This is a genomic window from Roseateles sp. 22389 (assembly GCF_052044995.1).
In the GTDB taxonomy this organism is placed as follows: Bacteria; Pseudomonadota; Gammaproteobacteria; order Burkholderiales; family Burkholderiaceae_C; genus Roseateles.
In genome coordinates, this window is the sequence record NZ_JBQEOF010000018.1 from 1 (window position 1) to 15699 (window position 15699).

Genomic DNA, 15699 nt, shown 5'->3' on the forward strand with positions numbered 1-15699 from the left:
TACACAAGAACCTGCGTGGCGGTTTCGCCGAAAACGCGCCGTGGGTGAAGGTCGACCGGTGCGGTCGATGCCTAGACTTTCTTCTCCAGCGCGACGCCATGGATGTCGCCACGACGTCGTGCTGGAACTTTGAGAAAGGAAGTTCCCATGAATGAATCGCCGCGCAGCACGTGCCAGTATTCGGTCGACGACTTTGAATGGATGGGCGAGGGTCTCCCGCCGCCCGATCTGGCGGAGCGCATGGCGGCCTACGTCGCCGCCCATCCAGACATGCAACGGCCGCTCCCGCCGGGGGAGAAAAGCTCCGCCGACTGGATTCGCGAAGGACGTCGGTCCCATGGTCGTCGTTGATGCCTGTGTCGCCATCAGCTGGGTCGCGCCTCATTCGAAGGAGGATGAGGTGTATGGCGAGCGCGTGTCCACCTTGGGGCGCATGGTGCCGCGCTCGCTGATCGCGCCGGTGATCATGCCGGACGAGTGTTGTCATGCGCTGCTCAAGCGCAGTCGGCGCGAGCGCTGGAGCAAGAGCCGGCTGCGCAGTGCCGCCGACCTGATCGAGCAGCACGCCGTGGGCCTGCTCAAGCAACGCAAGACGATGTCCGACCGGGCGCTGTTTGCGTTGGAGGCCAACGTCCAGGGGTATGACGCCCACTACCTGTCGCTGGCGATCGACACGGGCGCCGCGATCGCCACGATGGACAAGGGGCTGCGTGCCGCGGCCGCGCGATTGAATGTCCCGATCTTCTGACCGTCGAGGCCCGGGCCCTCAGTGCCCCTGCTCCCTCGCCCGCCGGAGCAACAGCTCCCGTTCCCGCGCATTGGCGGTCATCGCGGCGGCGCGCTCGAATTCCTCTTTCGCCTCGGCATTGCGTCCCAGCCTGGCGAGCAGGTCCGCACGCACGCTCGGCAGCCAGGGGTACTGCTTCAGCGCCGGCTCCTCCATCAGCTGGTCGACGATCTCCAGACCGACCGCCGGCCCGAAGGCCATCGACAGCGCCACCGCGCGGTTCAGCTCCACCACCGGCGACGGCTGCCGGATCGCCAGCACCTCGTAGAGCGCGGCGATGCGCGGCCAGTCGGTGTCCTCGGCGCGCCGGGCCCGCGCGTGGCAGGCCGCGATCGCCGCCTGCAGCGCGTATGGCCCCGGACCCTCGCCGGCACCCTCGTCGTCCCCGGGCTCGGCGGCCAGTCGCTCGGCGGTCGCCAGCGCCGCCAGCCCCCGCTCGATCGATCCCTGGTCCCAGGTCGACCGGTCCTGCTCCAGCAGCAGCACCGGCTGCCCCTGCGCATCGACGCGCGCCGAGGCCCGCGAGGCCTGCAGTTCCATCAGCGCCAGCAGCCCGTGGACCTCGCCCTCGCGCGGCGCCAGCCGCACCAGCATCCGCGCCAGCCGCAGCGCCTCGTCGCACAGGTCCTGACGGATCCAGCGCTCGCCGCTGGTGGCGGCGTAGCCCTCGTTGAAGATCAGGTAGAGCACCTCCAGCACCGCCGCCAGGCGGCCGGTCAGGGCCTCGCCGCGCGGCAGCTCGAAGGGCACGTTCGCCTCGCCCAGCGTGCGCTTGGCGCGGACCAGCCGCTGCGCCACCGTCGGCTCCGACTGCAGGTAGGCGCGGGCGATCTCGCCGGTCGTCAGGCCGGCCACCATCTTCAGGGTCAGCGCCACCCGCGCCTCCAGCCCCAGCACCGGGTGGCAGGCGCAGAACATCAGCCGCAGCACGTCGTCGCCGATCTCCCGCGCGGCGCGCTCGTCGTCCAGGTCGTCGACGAAGTCCGGCACGATCATCGCCTCGCGCGCATCGAGCTCATGCCCCAGCTGCTCGAGCTTGTCGCCGCTGAGCTTCACATGGCGCAGCCGGTCCAGCGCCCGGTGCTTGGCGGTGGTCATCAGCCAGGCCGCCGGCTTGTCGGGCAGGCCCTGCCTCGGCCAAGTCTCCAGCGCGGCCACCAGCGCGTCCTGCGCCAGCTCCTCCGCCAGCGACACGTCGCGGGTCAGCCGTGACAGGGCACCGATGATCTTGGCGGACTCCTGCCGCCAGACGGTGGTGATCGCGCGATGGGTCTCGTCGGTCATGCGCGCGATCGTACGGCCTGGGCGGCGGGGATGCCGCTCCGCATGCCGCACCTGCCGCGCGTGCCGCGCCTGACGGGCATGCAGCCGGGCGCCGGACCGCAGGCTTCGGCGGGGACGGCGATGTCGCCGCCCGGCGGTGCCCGCAGGGACTCAGGCGCCGGGGAACTGCGTGATGTCCATGTACATCAGCTCCCAGATGTGCCCGTCCGGGTCGGCATAGGCCTGGGAGTACATGAAGCCCATGTCCTGCGGCTCGCGCGGCACGGTGCCGCCGGCGGCCCGGGCCTTGGCGATCAGCTCGTCCACCTGCGCCTTGCTCTCGCAGGACAGGCAGGTCAGCACTTCGGTCGTGGTGTGCGCGTCCGAGATCTTGCGCGGCGTGAAGGTCTGGAAGAACTCCTCGACCAGCAGCATCGCGTAGATGTCGTCCGAGATGACCATCGACAGCGCCTGCTCGTTGGAGAACTGCGGGTTGAATTCGTAACCCATCGCGCTGTAGAAGCGCTTGCTGCGCTCGACGTCCTTGACGGGCAGGTTCACGAAGATTTGTTTGTGGCGCATGGTGCTTGTCCTGAAGCGGGGTGAGGGGGTCGAGCCCGAGCGGGTGAAGAAGCGGTCGCATCGTGCCCTCCGGCGGGCGGCGCCCCGGTCCTTCCGAGGCGTCCACACTGGCACGACGGCCCAGGCCCGCCGGTTTCGACAGGTCTCGACACGATCAACGAGAAAAACCGGGACGAGCTGTCCCGACGCGCCCTCAGGCCTTCGATTCCTCGTAGCAGGGCACCAGCGAGCGCACTTCCACCGTGCACCATTCGGCGGCTGGGCATTCGCGGGCGATCGCCAGCGCCTCCTCGCGGGTCTTCACGTTCAGCCAGAAGAAGCCGCCGACCATCTCCTTGGCCTCGGCGAAGGGGCCGTCGATCGTCGTCATGCGGCCGTCGCGCTTGGCGACGCGGGTCGAGCCGTTGACCGACTGCAGCGACTGCGCCGCCTGCAGCAGGCCTTGCGCCTGCAACTGGCCGGCGAAGGCGGTCATGCGCGCATAGGCCTCGCGGCCCTCTTCCGGCGTGCGCGCCTCGCGTTGGCCGACAGGTTCGTTGATCAGCAGGATGTAGCTCATGCGGGTCTCCGTGGGATGCGGGCGAAATGCCGGGGAGGCGGGTCAGCGGGCTATTGGACACCATGGACCGGATGTCCAGCCGAAGGTCAGGGGCATCGGCGGCGCCGGGGCGGTCGTCCGCGCCGCCGGCCGTCGATCCATCCAGCGGACTGTCGATCCGTCGTTTCCCCGGGCGGGTGCCGGGCGACCGCTTCCTACACTGCAGCGCATGACTCCCGCCCCGTCCCGACCGCTCTGGCGCGATGCCCGTCGCCTGCGTGCCTCCTGGCATGCCTGGATCAGCAACGATGTCCAGCCCAGCGGCCCCGCCTGGATGCAATGGATCTGGACCCTGGTCTTCTGCGCCGCGCTCTCGGCCGGCTTCACCGTGCTGGGGTTCGTCATGAACTTCCGGGTGGTGGACTGGTTCGACCTGCGCCTCTGGGGATGGTGGTACGGGAAGAACCTGACGGTGTGCCTCACCATCGGCGTGGTCATCCAGGTCCTGTTCGCGATCCTGACGCCGCGCCTGGGCGGCCGCGCCCGCATCCGCCAATGGGGCGACTGGCGCCGCACGCTGTTCTTCTCCGGCGTGCCCATCCTCGGCACCGTGATCGGCTGGCTGCCCGGCATGTGGCTGGCGGGGCTCACCTCCTGGGTCCGGCTGGACTGGGCGCAGGGCGGCAAGGTCATCGGCATCACCTCGGTGCTGTCGCTGGGCATCACCTTCGTGCTGCATCACTGGTTCGCGTCGAAGAACCGCCAGCTCAAGGCCGAGCGCCGCGCCACCGAGGCCCAGCTGCGCCTGCTGCAGGGCCAGATCGAGCCGCATTTCCTGTTCAACACGCTGGCCAACGTCCACTCGCTGATCGATTACGACGCGGCCAAGGCCAAGGACATGCTGGGAGCCTTCACCGCCTACCTGCGGGCCTCGCTCGGTGGCCTGCGGCGCGAGACCGGCCCGCTGGAGGACGAGCTCGCGCTGGCCGAGGCCTACCTGACGGTGTTGCGCACGCGCATGGAGGACCGGCTGCGCTTCGAGGTCCGTGCCACCCCTGAGGCCCGCGCGGTGATGCTGCCGCCGATGCTGCTGCAGCCGCTGGTGGAGAACGCGGTGCACCACGGCCTGGAGCCGAAGATCGACGGCGGGACGGTCCAGGTCGATGCGGCGCTGCGCGCCGGCTTCCTGGTTGTCGAGGTCCGGGACGACGGTGTGGGGCCGGGCGCGTCGCGCCGCGCGGGCAACGGCATCGCCCTGTCCAACCTGCGCGAGCGCTTGATGACGCATTACGGCGACCGTGCCTCGCTGGACCTGGTGGCCGCCGAGCCGGGATGCCTCGTCACGCTGCGCGTGCCGCTGGACGGCTGAACGTCGCCACCGCCACCGCCACCGCCACCGCCACTGCCCTGCCGCCCTCATTCGCTCCGTCCTTCGCTCCCTTCCATCCGCCCCTCCCGACCATGACCGCACCCACCGCCCTGATCGCCGACGACGAACCCCACCTGGCCCGCGCGCTCGCCGCGCAGCTGGCCGCCGTCTGGCCCGAGCTGAATGTCGTCCACGTCGCCCGCAACGGCTCGGAGGCGGCCGAGCGGATCGCCGCGCTGCGGCCGGACCTGGCCTTCCTCGACATCCAGATGCCGGGCCTGACCGGCCTGGAAGTCGCCGAGGGCATCGAGGGCGCGACCCGCGTCGTCTTCGTCACCGCCTATGACCAGTACGCGGTGCAGGCCTTCGAGCAGGAAGCGATCGACTACGTGCTCAAGCCGGTGGAGCCGGAGCGGCTGGGCCGCACGGTCGAGCGCATCCGGCGCGCGCTCGCGAAGCCGGGGGCGGACGCCGACGCGGCGCTCGACGCCCGGCTGCTGGCGGCGCTGCGAACGCTGCACGCGCCCGCGGGCGGCGGGGCCCGGCCCGCCGGCCCGCTGCGCTGGGTCCGCGCGACGCAGGGCGACCTGATGCACCAGGTCTGCGTCGACGAGGTGCTGTTCTTCCGCGCCGACGACAAGTACACCTGCGTCCAGACCGCCGAGGCCGAATACCTGATCCGCACGCCGATCCACGAGCTGGTCGCGCAGCTGGACGGCGAGCGCTTCTGGCAGGTGCATCGCTCGACCATCGTCAACCTGGACCATGTGGCCGGCACGCGGCGCGACGAACTGAGCCGGCTGTTCGTCCGCGTGCGCGGGCATGCGAGCGAGCTGCCGGTCAGCCGCGCCTACGTCCACCTCTTCCGGTCGATGTGAACGGCGGGGCGCGCACCGCGCCCGCGACCGGCCAGCGGCGGCCCGCCTGTCATCGGCGCCGCCTACACTGCCGGCCTCATGCAGCTCGATCCCCGCTCGATCACCGTCATGACCGCGCTGATGGCGGCGGTCCTGGGGCTGGTGCTGCTCGGGGTGCGGCGCAACTATCCGTCGACGATCCACGGGCTGCGGCCCTGGGCGATGGCGCCGATGACCTGCGCCTTCGCCGCCGGCGTGTACGCGCTGCAGGGGCTGTGGCCCGAATTCGTCGTCGCGCAGACCGGCAACGCGCTGCTGCTGACGGGCTGCGGGCTCTTCTATTTCGGCTCGCAGCGCTTCTTCGGCCGGCCGGTGAGCTGGCGGCTGTGGGGCGCGATCGCGCTGCTGAGCCTGGCGGTGCTGACCTGGTTCCTGATCCGGCCCGACTACCGCGTGCGCATGGTCGTGTTCACCGGGACGATGACGGCCTGCGTACTGGCGCACGCGCGGTTGGTCCTGCGCGACGGCCGCGGCTTCGCCGCGCGCCTGATCGCGGGCACGCTGCTGCTGCAGGCCGCCGTGCTGGTCGGCCGCGGCCTGGCGAGCTTCTGGGTGGACGGCGCGCAGTCCTCGCGCTTCGCGATGACGACGGTGCAGACCGCCTACATCGCCAGCTACTGCTTCAGCGTGCTGCTGCTGAGCGTGGGCGTCCTGCTGATGGCCAGCGAGCGGGTGCGCGAGGAATTCGAGCTGCTCGCCACCCGCGACGCGCTGACCGGCGCGCTGACGCGCCGCGCGGTGCTGGAGGCCGGCGGCGAGGAATTCGACCGCTGGCGTCGCTACGGCCAGCCGCTGTCGCTGGTGCTGCTGGACATCGACCACTTCAAGCAGGTCAACGACCGGCACGGCCACCAGGCCGGCGACCGGGTGCTGAGCGGCGCGGTGGCGGCGATGCGCGGGGAACTGCGGGTGAACGACCGGCTGGGTCGTTATGGCGGCGAGGAGTTCGTGATCCTGCTGCCGTCCACCGACGCCGAGGCGGCGCGGGCCTCGGCCGAGCGCGTGCGCGCCGCGCTGGCCGCGCATGCGCCGGAGCCCGGCATCCCGCCCTGCTCGGCCAGCCTGGGCGTGGCCTGGGCGCAGCCCGGGGACACCAGCCTGGACGCGCTGCTCGCGCGCGCCGACGCGGCGCTCTATCGCGCCAAGGCCAACGGGCGCAACCGGGTGGAGTGAGGCGCGCCCGTCGCGCAGCTCACTTGAAGAACCAGTAGCCCACCAGGATCGCGCCGACCAGGCCCACCGCATCGGCGAGCAGGCCGCAGCTCAGCGCATAACGCGTCTTCTTGATGTTGACGCTGCCGAAGTAGACGGCCAGCACGTAGAAGGTCGTCTCGGTCGAGCCCTGGATGATCGCGGCGAGCTTGCCCTCGAAGCTGTCCACGCCATAGGTCTTGAGCACGTCCACCATCAGGCCGCGCGCGCCGCTGCCCGACAGCGTCTTCATCAGCCCGACCGGCAGCGCCGGCACGAAGTCGGTGGGCAGGCCCAGCGCCGCCACGCCCGCGGCGATGCCCTGGACGACGAAGTCCATGCAGCCCGTCGTGCGGAACACCGAGATCGCCACCAGGATCGCGATCAGGTAGGGAATGATCTGCACCGCGACGCCGAAGCCTTCCTTGGCGCCCTCGACGAAAGCCTCGTAGACGTTGATCCGGCGCCAGGCGCCGACCGCGATGAACATCACGATGATGCTCAGGATCACGCCGCTGCCCAGCAGCCCGATGTACCTGGACATCAGCTCCGGCGGATAGCTGTGCAGCCAGCCGAAGACCGCGGCCATGATCGCGATGAAGCCGCCGACGAACACCAGCACCGGCGCGCTGAACAGGTTGATGCGCTGCACCCATGCCACCGCGACCAGGCCCGACATGAAGGAGATGAAGGTCGCGATCAGCGTGGGCAGGAAGATGTCCGCGGCGTTGAAGCCGACCAGGCCCTGGTCCACCGCCATCGCCTGGCGGATCGCGATCACCGAAGTCGGGATCAGCGTGATGCCGGCGGTGTTCAGCACCAGGAACATGATCATCGCGTTCGACGCGGTGTCCTTCCGCGGATTCAGCTCCTGCAGCTCCTTCATCGCCTTGAGCCCGAGCGGCGTAGCGGCGTTGTCCAGCCCGAGCATGTTGGCCGAGAAGTTCATCACCATCGAGCCCCCGGCCGGATGGCCGCGCGGCACCTCGGGGAAGATCCTCGCGAAGAACGGTCCCATCGCGCGGGCGAAGAGCTGGATCACGCCGGCGGTCTCGCCGACCTTCATCAGGCCCAGCCACAGGCTCATCACGCCGACCAGGCCGAGCGAGATGTCGAAGCCGGTCTTGGCGGTGTCGAAGATGCCGGTCAGCACCTGCGTGAAGATGGTCAGGTCGCCCTGGAACAGCCGCGCCAGCGCGACCGCGAAGCCGATCAGGAAGAACCCGATCCAGATGAAGTTCAGCACCATGGGCGCGGATTATTCCGGGCCGCGGCGATGCCGGGCGCTGCGCACGCTCGGTGTTGCGGGAATGCGAGCATCACGATCTGGCGGGCGGCCATAACCGGCCGCGGGGCCTAGCCTTCCTCCAGGAAGCGGTCCCGCACCTCCAGCACCTGCGGCAGCACGCCGATGAACAGCTCCACCAGCGCCGGATCGAAGTGTCGGCCGGCCTGCGCGCGCAGGTGCGCCACCGCCTGCTCCACCGGCCAGGCCGGCTTGTAGGGGCGGATGCTGGTCAGCGCGTCGAAGACGTCGGCGATCGCGACGATGCGGGCGTCCTGCGGGATGGACTCCCCGGCCAGGCCTTCGGGATAACCGCTGCCGTCCCATTTCTCGTGATGGGCCAGCGCGATGCGCCGCGCCATGCCGAGCAGGCCGGTCGCCTGATCGCCCAGGATCTCGGCGCCGATGGCCGGATGGCGGCGCATCACCATCCATTCCGCCTCGGTCAGCGGACCCGGCTTCTGCAGGATCGCGTCCGGGATGCCGAGCTTGCCGACGTCATGCATGGGCGCGGCATGCAGCAGGTCGTCGGCGTCCTGGTCGGTCCAGCCGGCCGCCAGCGCCAGCAGCTGGGCGTAGTGGCTCATCCGCACGACGTGCCAGCCGGTCTCGTTGTCCTTGTACTCGGCGGCGCGGCCCAGGCGCTGCACGATCTGCAGCCGGGTCTCGCGCAGTTCGTCCGCGCGCACCAGCGACAGGTGGGTCCGCACCCGCGCCCGCACCACCGGCGGGCTGACCGGCTTGGTGATGTAGTCGACCGCGCCGGCCTCGAAGCCCTCGGTCTCGTCGCTGGTGTCGGCCAGCGCGGTGACGAAGATCACCGGCGTGCGCCGCGTCGCCGGCTGCGACTTGAGCACGCGGCAGACATCCAGCCCGGAGAGCCCCGGCATCATGATGTCCAGCAGGATCAGCTGCGGCGCCTCGCTCTTCGCGAGCTCCAGGGCCTTCTGGCCGTCGCGGGCGAACAGCAGCCGGTAGTCGTCCTGCAGCACATGCCGCAGGACCTGCAGGTTGGCGGGCTCGTCGTCGACGAGCAGCAGCTTGGGACGGTGATCGGCGTTCACGACAGGCCTTGCGGGGCATTCGGCGTGCTTAGCCGGGTGCGCAGCGACTGCAGCAGCAGCAGGGCGGCGTCGAAGTCGAAGTCGTCCAGCGCGCGCGTCAAGGGCCCCAGCGCCTCGGCGCCGAGCGCCAGCCGCAGCGCGCTCAGCGACTCGTCGTCGAGTTCGCTGCGCTTGAGCGCGGCCGCCAGGCGGTCCACCAGCTGCTTCGCGGCGCGCAGGTCGCGCGCGGCCGCCTCGGCCGACGGATCGGCGGGCCGATCGGCCGACATCGGCATCGGCGCGCTGGCCGCGAAGCCCGAGGGCCGGCCATCCAGCTCCGCGACCGCGTCCAGCGTGTCCTGCAGCGTCAGCGCCAGCGTGTCGACCAGCGCCATCAGATCCTCTTCGCGCCCCAGGCGCAGGGCGGTCTCGACCGGCTGCGCGGCGGCGAGCAGCCGCGGCATCGCCAGGCTGCCGGCCACACCGCGCCAGCGGTGCACCAGCCCGCGCAGTTCGATCCACTGGCGCGCCTGCGTCAGCTGGTGCAGCCGCGCGACGCCTTCGCGCTGTTCCTCGGCAAAGCGGCGCAGGCCGCGTTGCCACGCGGTGACGCTGCCCCACAGCCGCAGCCCCTGCTGCCAGTCGAGCGGCTCGGTGCCGGGGCCCGCGGGGCCCAGGCCCGCCGCATGGCGCGTCGACGGCGCCGGCCCGGCGTCCCCGGCGCCACGGCCCGGCGACAGGCCCAGCACCCGGGCGAGTTCGGCGAACAGCCGGGCCGGCTCCACCGGCTTGACCGCGAAGCCGTCCATGCCGGCGGCCAGCGCCGCCTGCCGGTCTTCCTCCAGCACGCTGGCCGTCAGCGCGACCACCGGCGTGTGGCCGCGGCCCTGCGCATGCTCGAAGTTGCGGATCCGCCGCGTTGCGCCAAGGCCGTCCAACCCCGGCATGTGCACGTCCATCAGCACCGCGTCGAAGCGTTCGTCGGAGAAGGCCTTCAGCGCCTGCAGCCCGTCGGCGGCGAGCGTGACCTGATGCCCCTCGCGGCCCAGGATCAGCTGCAGCAGCTCGCCGTTCTGCGCGACGTCGTCGGCCACCAGCAGCCGCAGCGGCGGGAGGGCGACGGCCGCTTCGCTCGCCTGGGCCTCGGCGAGCGCCGCGTTGCCGGCCGGCAGCGGCAGCCAGACGTGGAAGGTGCTGCCCTGGCCGAGTTCGCTCTCGACGGTGATGCGGCCGCCCATGCGCTCGACCAGCTGCCGCGAGATGGTGGTGCCCAGGCCGGTGCCGCCGAAGCGGCGCGTCGTCGACGCGTCGGCCTGCGCGAAGGCGTCGAAGATGCGGTCCAGCCGGTCGGGCGCGATGCCGATGCCGGTGTCGACGACGGCCAGGTGGACCTGGCCGCCTTCGTGCCGCATGCGCAGCGTGACCACGCCGCGCTCGGTGAACTTGATCGCATTGCCGACCAGGTTCAGCAGCACCTGCTGCACCCGCAGCGGATCGCCCTGGAAAAAGCGCGGCGCGGCGGACGGGTAATCGAGGTGCAGCACCAGGTTTTTGCGCTGCGCCAGCAGCCGCAGCGAGTTCAGCGCCTGCTCGCAGACGGTGCGCAGCGAGAAGTCGACCGACTCCAGCTCCATCGCGCCCTTGTCGAGCTTGGCGGTGTCCAGGATGTCGTTGAGCAGCGCCAGCAGCGAGCGCGCCGAGCCGCGCACCGTCGTCAGGTGGCGGCGCTGGGCCTCGGTCAGCGTGGTGTCCAGCAGCAGCTCGGTGAAGCCGAGGATGGCGTTCATCGGCGTGCGGATCTCGTGGCTCATGTTGGCCAGGAAGGCGCTCTTGGCGGCGGCGGCGGACTCGGCGCGCTCCTTGGCTTCCTCGAGCTGGCGCTGCAGCCGCTTGGGCTCGGTGATGTCGAGGATCACGCCGTCGATCCACTGCGGCGCGCCCTGCGCGTCGCGCACCGCGCGGCCGCGCTCGGAGACCCAGCGCTCGCCGGCGTCGCGGGTGTGGACGCGGTACTCGAGCGCATAGGGCGTGTCGGCGGCGACGGCGGTTTCCACGGCCGCGTTCACCCGCGCCTGGTCGTGGCGATGGATCAGCGCGGCGAAGTGCTGGCGGCCTTCCAGGAAGTCGCGGGCGGTCCAGCCGGTCAGGTCCTCGACGGCGTCGTTGATCAGCAGCATCGACCAGTTCTCGTCCAGGCGGCAGCGGAAGGTCACCCCCGGGCTGTTGGCGATCACGGTGCGGTACTTGGTCTCGCTGTCGCGCAGCGCGGTCTCCATCACCAGCATGCGGCCGCGTTCCTCGACCAGCTCGGTGTTGAGCCGGCGCAGCACCAGCAGGCCGTTGGCGCCGGCGGTGATGGCGCTGATGGCCAGCGCCATCACGGTCACGGCCAGGGCGAGCCAGCCGGCGTTCTCGATCGAGGTGTTGCAGGGGCCGTCGGCCAGGCCGACGAAGCGCGCGGCGCCCATCGCCGTGTAATGCATGCCGGCGATGGCGCCGCCCATCACCACGCCGCCCAGCGCGATCGCCCAGGGCCGGCTGAGGCGGCCGGCCAGGCCGAAGCGGATCCACAGCGCGAGCATCGCCAGCAGGACCGCGACCACGATGGAGGCGCCGAACCAGGCGGGGTCGTAGCGCAGCGCGGCGGACATCTCCATCGCCGCCATGCCGGTGTAGTGCATCGCGCCGATGCCGGCGCCGACCAGCACGCCGCCGGCGAACAGGCGCCAGCGGTCGAGTTCGCGGCGCGAGAGCAGGGCCAGCGCGACCCAGGAGGCGATCAGCGCCGGGACCATGGAGGCGGCGGTGATGTGGGCGTTGAAGGCGATCTGCGCGCACAGCTGGAAGGCCAGCATGCCGATGAAGTGCATCGACCAGATGCCGCCGCCCAATGCCAGCGCGCCCGTGGCCAGGATGGACTGGCGACGCCAGCCCGTGGCCGGCTTGGCCATGCCGGCGACCTGCAGCGCCAGCGCCGAGGTCAGCGAGGCGACGGCCAGCGACAGCAGCACCAGGGCCCCGTCGTAATGGCCGGTGAGCAGCAGCGTCGGGGCGCCATCGCGAAGCAGGAAGAACTGCGGCAGCGCCGCGGAGAGTTCGGACACGGACGGGCGAGGAGCGGCATCCTGGCGGCGCCATTCCGAGGGACAAGGGAGGAGGCCGCCATGGTGCCAAGAAGCCGGGACGGCGGCCCGGCACAAATCCTCGATATCCAGCGCCCAAATGAAAGCGCCCCGCGATCGCGGGGCGCTGTACGGAATCAATCCTGGCCGCAGCCGTCGTCAGAAGGCGGGCACCACCGCACCTTTGTATTGGGCCTGGATGAAGCGCTTGACGGCCTCGCTCTGCAGCGCGGCCGCCAGCTTCTTCACCGCGGGAGCGTTCTGGTTGTCGTCGCGGGTGACCAGCCAGTTGGCATAGGGCGACTCGCCGCCCTCGATCGCCAGCGCGTCCTTGGCCGGGTTCAGCTTCGCCTCCAGCGCGTAGTTCGTGTTGATCAGCGCCAGGTCCACCTGCGGCAGGATGCGCGGCAGCGTGGCGGCCTCGATCTCACGGAACTTCAGCTTCTTGGGGTTGTCGGCGATGTCCTTGGTCGTCGCCAGGATGTTGGCCTTGTCCTTGAGCTTGATCACGCCGGCCTTGTCCAGCAGCAGCAGCGCGCGGCCGCCGTTGGTCGGATCGTTGGGGATCGCGACGGTGCCGCCCTCGGGCAGCGCGGCCAGCGTTTTGTGCTTGGTCGAATAGGCGCCGAACGGCTCCACATGCACCGCCGCGACGGCCACCAGCCGCGTGCCCTTGCCCTTGTTGAACTCGTTCAGGTAGGGCTTGTGCTGGAAGAAATTGGCGTCCAGGCGCTTCTCGGCCACCTGCACGTTGGGCTGGACGTAGTCGGTGAAGACCTTGACCTCGAGCTCCACGCCCTGCTTGGCCAGCTCCGGCTTGACCAGGTTCAGGATCTCGGCGTGCGGCACCGCGGTGGCGGCGACGCTCAGCTTCTCGGCGGAGGCGGTGCCGGCGGTGGCCAGCGACAGGGCCGCGACGGTGGCGGCGAACAGCTTCTTCATGCTTGCAAACTCCTCTGAGGAATGATGCCGCTCGCCTGCTTGGGGCGATCGGCGCTGAAAAGGGGGAGGCGGGGTCTGGTCGATGCCGGACGGGCTCAGCGGTGCGACACGCGGGTCACCAGCCAGTCGCCCAGCATCTGCAGCAGTTGCACCAGCACCAGCAGCAGCACCACGGTCACGACCATGACCTCGGTCTGGAAACGCTGGTAGCCGAAGCGGATCGCCAGGTCGCCCAGGCCGCCTCCGCCGATGACGCCCGACATGGCCGTGTAGCCGACCAGCGTGATCGCGGTGACGGTGAGCGCCGAGACGATGCCGGGCAGCGCCTCGGGCAGCAGTGCCTGGACGACGATCTGGCGGGTGCTGGCGCCCATGGCCAGGCCGGCCTCGACGATGCCGCGGTCGACGCCGCGCAGCGCGGTTTCCACCAGCCGGGCCAGGAAGGGCGTTGCGCCGACGACCAGCGGCGGGATCGCGCCGGCCACGCCCAGCGAGGTGCCGGTCACCAGCAGCGTGAACGGGATCAGCACGATCAGCAGGATCACGAACGGCAGCGAGCGCAGCACGTTCACCACCAGCGACAGCAGCGCGTACAGCCGGGGCGAGGACACCAGCCGGCCGCGGTCGAACAGGTACAGGGCGATGCCCAGCGGCAGGCCCAGCAGCGCGGTGAAGAGCAGCGAACCGCCCAGCATCAGCAGCGTGTCGCCGCTGGCGGTGGCGATCTCGGGCCAGTCGATGCTCCGCAGGGTCTCGATCAGCGAGGGGGTGACGCTCATGCGCGCAGCTCCTCGACCTGCACGCCGCGCTCGGCCAGCAGCTGGCGGGCGGCCTGGCGATCGCCGCCGCTGACGGCGATGGTCAGCTGGCCGTAGGGCTGCCGCTTGATGCGGTCGATGCGGCCGGCCAGGATGCCGAAATCCAGGTTCGCGCGCCGGGCGACCTCGCCCAGCAGCGGCTCGTAGGTGCGCTCGCCGAAGAAGGTCAGGCGCCACAGGCTGCCGGCGACATGCGCGTAGTCGTCGCGCTGCTCGCCCTCGTCGACATGCTCGGCCGCCAGCACGAAACGCCGCGCCGTGTCCGAGCGCGGATGCAGGAAGACCTGCGCCACGGGGCCGAGCTCGACGATGCGGCCGCCTTCCAGCACCGCGACGCGGTCGCAGACGCGGCGCACCACGTCCATCTCGTGGGTGATCAGCACGATGCTCAGCTTCAGCTCCTCGTTGAGCTCGGCGAGCAGGTCCAGGATCGAGCGGGTGGTTTCGGGGTCGAGGGCGCTGGTGGCCTCGTCGCAGAGCAGCACCTGCGGGTCCAGCGCCAGCGCGCGGGCGATGCCGACGCGCTGCTTCTGGCCGCCGGAGAGCTGGGCCGGATACTTGTCCGCCTGGTCGGACAGGCCGACGCGGGCGAGCAGCTGCTGCACGCGCGGCGCGATGCGCGCGGCCTCCCAGCCGGCGATGCGCAGCGGCCAGGCGATGTTCTGCGCGACGGTGCGCGAGCTCAGCAGGTTGAAGTGCTGGAAGATCATCGCGATCTTCTGGCGGGCGGCGCGCAGGCCGGCCGCGTCCAGCGCCTGCAGGTCCTGGCCGGCCACCACCACGCGGCCGCTGTCCGGGCGCTCCAGCAGGTTGATCACCCGCAGCAGCGTGCTCTTGCCGGCGCCCGAGGCGCCGATGATTCCGAACACTTCTCCCGGTTCCAACCGCAGGTCGATTCCTTGGAGCGCCGGCACGCGGCGCCCCTCGACCTCATAGGATTTGTGCAGCTGTTGGAGTTCGATCACGGACGAAAGACGGACGCTCGCGCCAGCTGGCCGCCGTTTCGGGACCTTTTGCCGGCATGCGCCTTTTTGGGGCGGAAAGCCGTGATGCTTAGGGATAACCCGGCCGTTGGCAAGCAATCAATGCTTATATGCATATGCCGGGGTGGGAATTCCGCTGAATTCTTATATCGGGAAGGCGGGGTTTCCGGTTGCTCAGGCGGGGAGTGAAAGGGACGCGAGGTCGCGGATCAGGTCCGCGATGTTGTTGCGCAGCGCGGCCTCGGTGGCGATGCGCAGCTGCTCCGAGGGGTTCAGGCTGTCGTCGACGCCCGCCTTCTGCGTCGTGCGCAGCGTGCGCTGGTAGAGCACCTTGCCGCCGTCGGCGGCGCGCTCCGTCAGCGTGTAGCGGACCGAGATCGCCACCTCCGGCAGCACCGGCACATTCGGCTGCGCCAGCGCCAGCACCTCAACCTGCAGCTGGTAGCGGCCGGTGTCGGGCACGTCAGGCATGAGGCCCAGGCGCCGCAGCGATTCCTGGTAGGTCTGGTTCAGCGTCATCGCGTTGATGCGGCTGCCCCACCAGCGCGAGGTCTCCTGGCCGCCGCTCACCGGCAGCAGGTCGATGTTGCGCCGCAACTGCGGGCTCAGCCAGGAGCGCAGCTGCAGCGACTCCATGTCGGTCAGCGAGGACTCCAGCGGCCGCGCCGGCGTGCCGCAGGCCGCCAGCAGCGCGCAGGCCATGGCGGCCAGCAGCGCCGGCATGGAGCGAAGAGGGCGGGCAGGGCGGCGGTCGATCATGCCGGGCATCTTGCCTCCAGGAAGCGGCCGCCGATCGCCCGATCTGAACCGGATTCCGGCGCCGGATCGCAGGACCGGAACGCGGACGCGCTCGCGGACC

Annotated in this window: 15 protein-coding genes; 5 read left to right on the plus strand and 10 right to left on the minus strand. The window is 70.7% G+C overall.

Going from position 1 to position 15699, the window contains the following annotated elements; genetic code table 11:
• Positions 1-147 precede the first annotated feature (147 nt).
• Entirely contained in the window at positions 148-351 is a 204-nt protein-coding gene (locus ACTJKJ_RS20940) for a hypothetical protein (protein ID WP_440821787.1), read from the plus strand.
• A complete protein-coding gene (locus ACTJKJ_RS20945; RefSeq protein WP_297386623.1) occupies positions 338-748 on the plus strand; it encodes a type II toxin-antitoxin system VapC family toxin in 411 nt (136 codons plus the stop codon). The genes ACTJKJ_RS20940 and ACTJKJ_RS20945 overlap by 14 nt, the downstream gene beginning before the upstream one ends.
• Positions 749-766: 18 nt before the next feature.
• Here ACTJKJ_RS20945 and ACTJKJ_RS20950 read toward each other — a convergent pair whose 3' ends face one another.
• From ACTJKJ_RS20950 to ACTJKJ_RS20960, 3 genes are all read right to left on the minus strand, one after another.
• Positions 767-2071 (minus strand): RNA polymerase sigma factor, encoded by a 1305-nt coding sequence (locus ACTJKJ_RS20950; RefSeq protein ID WP_440821789.1) that lies wholly within the window; start codon positions 2069-2071, stop codon positions 767-769.
• A gap of 150 nt (positions 2072-2221) precedes the next feature.
• A complete protein-coding gene (locus tag ACTJKJ_RS20955) occupies positions 2222-2632 on the minus strand; it encodes a VOC family protein (protein ID WP_091730975.1) in 411 nt (136 codons plus the stop codon).
• 193 nt (positions 2633-2825) lie between these two features.
• Positions 2826-3191 carry a YciI family protein gene (locus tag ACTJKJ_RS20960; protein WP_091730979.1) on the minus strand — a complete coding sequence of 122 codons (366 nt, stop codon included), beginning with the start codon at positions 3189-3191 and terminating at the stop codon, positions 2826-2828.
• Positions 3192-3399: 208 nt separating this feature from the next.
• Between ACTJKJ_RS20960 and ACTJKJ_RS20965 the strand changes: the two genes are divergently transcribed.
• The 3 genes from ACTJKJ_RS20965 to ACTJKJ_RS20975 all read left to right on the plus strand — a co-directional run bounded on the left by ACTJKJ_RS20965 (position 3400) and on the right by ACTJKJ_RS20975 (position 6629).
• Positions 3400-4539 (plus strand): sensor histidine kinase, encoded by a 1140-nt coding sequence (locus ACTJKJ_RS20965; RefSeq protein WP_440821791.1) that lies wholly within the window; start codon positions 3400-3402, stop codon positions 4537-4539.
• 92 nt (positions 4540-4631) lie between these two features.
• Positions 4632-5417, plus strand: a complete 786-nt coding sequence (locus tag ACTJKJ_RS20970; RefSeq protein WP_440821793.1) for a LytR/AlgR family response regulator transcription factor — start codon at positions 4632-4634, stop codon at positions 5415-5417.
• Positions 5418-5495: 78 nt separating this feature from the next.
• Complete coding sequence (locus ACTJKJ_RS20975) at positions 5496-6629, plus strand: GGDEF domain-containing protein (RefSeq protein WP_440821795.1); 1134 nt, start codon at positions 5496-5498, stop codon at positions 6627-6629.
• 19 nt (positions 6630-6648) lie between these two features.
• Here ACTJKJ_RS20975 and ACTJKJ_RS20980 read toward each other — a convergent pair whose 3' ends face one another.
• The 7 genes from ACTJKJ_RS20980 to ACTJKJ_RS21010 form a co-directional block, all read right to left on the minus strand.
• Entirely contained in the window at positions 6649-7896 is a 1248-nt protein-coding gene (locus tag ACTJKJ_RS20980; protein ID WP_440821797.1) for a nucleoside recognition domain-containing protein, read from the minus strand.
• Between the two features lie 107 nt (positions 7897-8003).
• Positions 8004-8996: an HD-GYP domain-containing protein gene (locus ACTJKJ_RS20985; RefSeq protein WP_091730997.1), complete on the minus strand. Its 993-nt coding sequence runs from the start codon at positions 8994-8996 to the stop codon at positions 8004-8006.
• On the minus strand, positions 8993-12079 hold the full coding sequence (locus tag ACTJKJ_RS20990) for an MHYT domain-containing protein (protein WP_440821799.1): 3087 nt from the start codon (positions 12077-12079) through the stop codon (positions 8993-8995). Before ACTJKJ_RS20990 ends, ACTJKJ_RS20985 begins: the two co-directional genes overlap by 4 nt.
• Before the next feature lie 177 nt (positions 12080-12256).
• Positions 12257-13039, minus strand: a complete 783-nt coding sequence (locus tag ACTJKJ_RS20995; protein ID WP_183484041.1) for a MetQ/NlpA family ABC transporter substrate-binding protein — start codon at positions 13037-13039, stop codon at positions 12257-12259.
• 95 nt (positions 13040-13134) lie between these two features.
• Positions 13135-13818, minus strand: a complete 684-nt coding sequence (locus ACTJKJ_RS21000; protein ID WP_440821802.1) for a methionine ABC transporter permease — start codon at positions 13816-13818, stop codon at positions 13135-13137.
• Positions 13815-14822 carry a methionine ABC transporter ATP-binding protein gene (locus ACTJKJ_RS21005; RefSeq protein ID WP_440821804.1) on the minus strand — a complete coding sequence of 336 codons (1008 nt, stop codon included), beginning with the start codon at positions 14820-14822 and terminating at the stop codon, positions 13815-13817. The genes ACTJKJ_RS21000 and ACTJKJ_RS21005 overlap by 4 nt, the downstream gene beginning before the upstream one ends.
• Before the next feature lie 192 nt (positions 14823-15014).
• Positions 15015-15608: a hypothetical protein gene (locus ACTJKJ_RS21010; protein WP_440821806.1), complete on the minus strand. Its 594-nt coding sequence runs from the start codon at positions 15606-15608 to the stop codon at positions 15015-15017.
• Positions 15609-15699: the final 91 nt, after the last annotated feature.